This is a genomic window from Arthrobacter silviterrae (assembly GCF_011045165.1).
GTDB lineage: Bacteria > Actinomycetota > Actinomycetes > Actinomycetales > Micrococcaceae > Specibacter > Specibacter silviterrae.
Genome location: NZ_JAAKZI010000078.1, coordinates 1 through 1,634 on the forward strand (window position 1 = coordinate 1; position 1,634 = coordinate 1,634).

Below are 1,634 nucleotides of genomic sequence, written 5' to 3' on the forward strand. Positions count from 1 at the left end.
CAATGCCGTGAAGTTAAGGTCGGGTTGATTCTGTCAACCCGACCGTGGTGTTGATGATTTCTATGGTGAGCCGGGCTGGTTGGGTTGGTCCGTGGGGTTTGGTGGCGCGGGCTTGGTATTTCGAGATGGCTCGTTTGACGGTCCGTGGGCCGGTACGCAGCCTGCGTGGGGGCAGCAGGTTGGCCAGGAGGTGGTCTCCGATCCGTCCCGCCAGCGCCTGCCAGCCGGGTCCGGGGCGGGTGCTGGTTGCCGGTCCGAGGACGATCATGTCTCTGGCCAGGGTCAGGGCGATGGTGAAACTGGCCCGGTCCGGGTCCAGTCCGGGGATGGCGTTGGTGGCTTCAGTCATGGCGCAGCGCAGCAGTTGCTCGGCGATCAACAGGGCATAGATTTCCTGCTCAACCAGGGCTACGGTGCGTGAACGCAGCACCCTGCCGCCACCCATGGTGGATTTGATCTCACGGAAGGTCGTCTCGATTTCCCAACGCTCGTGATACAAGCCCATTAGCTCCCCGGCGGTGCCCTGGGCCGGGTCGCTCAGCGTGGTGATCAGCCGGTACGTCTCGGTGCGGTCCCCGTCGGAGGTGTGCAAGGTGATGGCTGCAGTGATGACCCTGACTTTCCGGCCGGCCAGCACCGAGAGGTACGACCCGTCTTTCAGTGATTGGTGGATGGGGAGGTGGCGGGCGTTCTTCACCCGCACCAGGTAGTGCGCCCCGGTCTCGCTGATCCGGTGCAGCAGGGCCGCGGCGGCGAAGTTCCTATCGGCCAGGATGATCATTCCCGGTCCCATGCTTGGCAGCAGGGCCGGGGTCTGGGTTGTTTCCCCGATGCTGGTGGGCCCGAACACGGCATCAATGATGCTGCGGGTGCCGCAGGCGATCAAGGCCACCACCCGGGCTTGGGGGTAGCCGGTGCCGCCGTGGTAGCCAGCTTGCTTGGTGTACCTGGCAAGGATCGGCGCGGTGTCGGGCAGGGACAAGATCGTGCCGTCGATCGCGCAGATCAGCAAGGCACCGAACCAGTCTCCGGCACCGGAGACGGTCGGGGCGGCTCCACGCAGTATTTCGAAGATCCACCGCAGCGGCCCGACCCCGATCCGCCGGCGTGCCTGGGCCAAAGCGCTGGCGCTCACAGTGCCCAACACCCCGGCACCGAGGCAGAGTTTGGCGAACACAGATTTGTACCCCAGTTCGGGGAACAAGGCCAGTGCCACCACGAAATAAACGATCACCCGTGACGGCAGGGCCCGGATGCGGCGTTCACGCGTTTTGGTTGCTTCAAGGGCCGCATCGACCAACTCAGCCGGCAGGTGCACGCTCAACTCGCCCAGATGCGCCGGCCCCCACACTTTCCCTGAAACCAGCGGGAAATGTGCTGTGACAGCGTCACTATCCGTCGTGGATTGGTCATGACTCGTGTGGGAATGAGACGATGGCATGCAGGAACTCCTGTGCAACATGTGGGCTTGAACATTCACATGTTTAACAGGGGTTCCGTCTCTTTAAAAGGGCCGTCTCACATCTTAAGACGACCAAGCCCGGCAGACCCCTCGCCACCAAACAGCTCAGGGTTTTCACTGCCCGACGCCCCTGGGTTGACGCCAGCAACGAACCCTTAACTTCACGGCATTG

Annotated in this window: 1 protein-coding gene; it reads right to left on the reverse strand. The window is 63.2% G+C overall.

Going from position 1 to position 1,634, the window contains the following annotated elements; translation table 11 throughout:
* Nucleotides 1–13 precede the first annotated feature (13 nt).
* Nucleotides 14–1,462 carry an IS4 family transposase gene (locus G6N77_RS19430; RefSeq protein WP_306987192.1) on the reverse strand — a complete coding sequence of 483 codons (1,449 nt, stop codon included), beginning with the start codon at nt 1,460–1,462 and terminating at the stop codon, nt 14–16.
* Between the last annotated feature and the right edge of the window lie 172 nt (nt 1,463–1,634).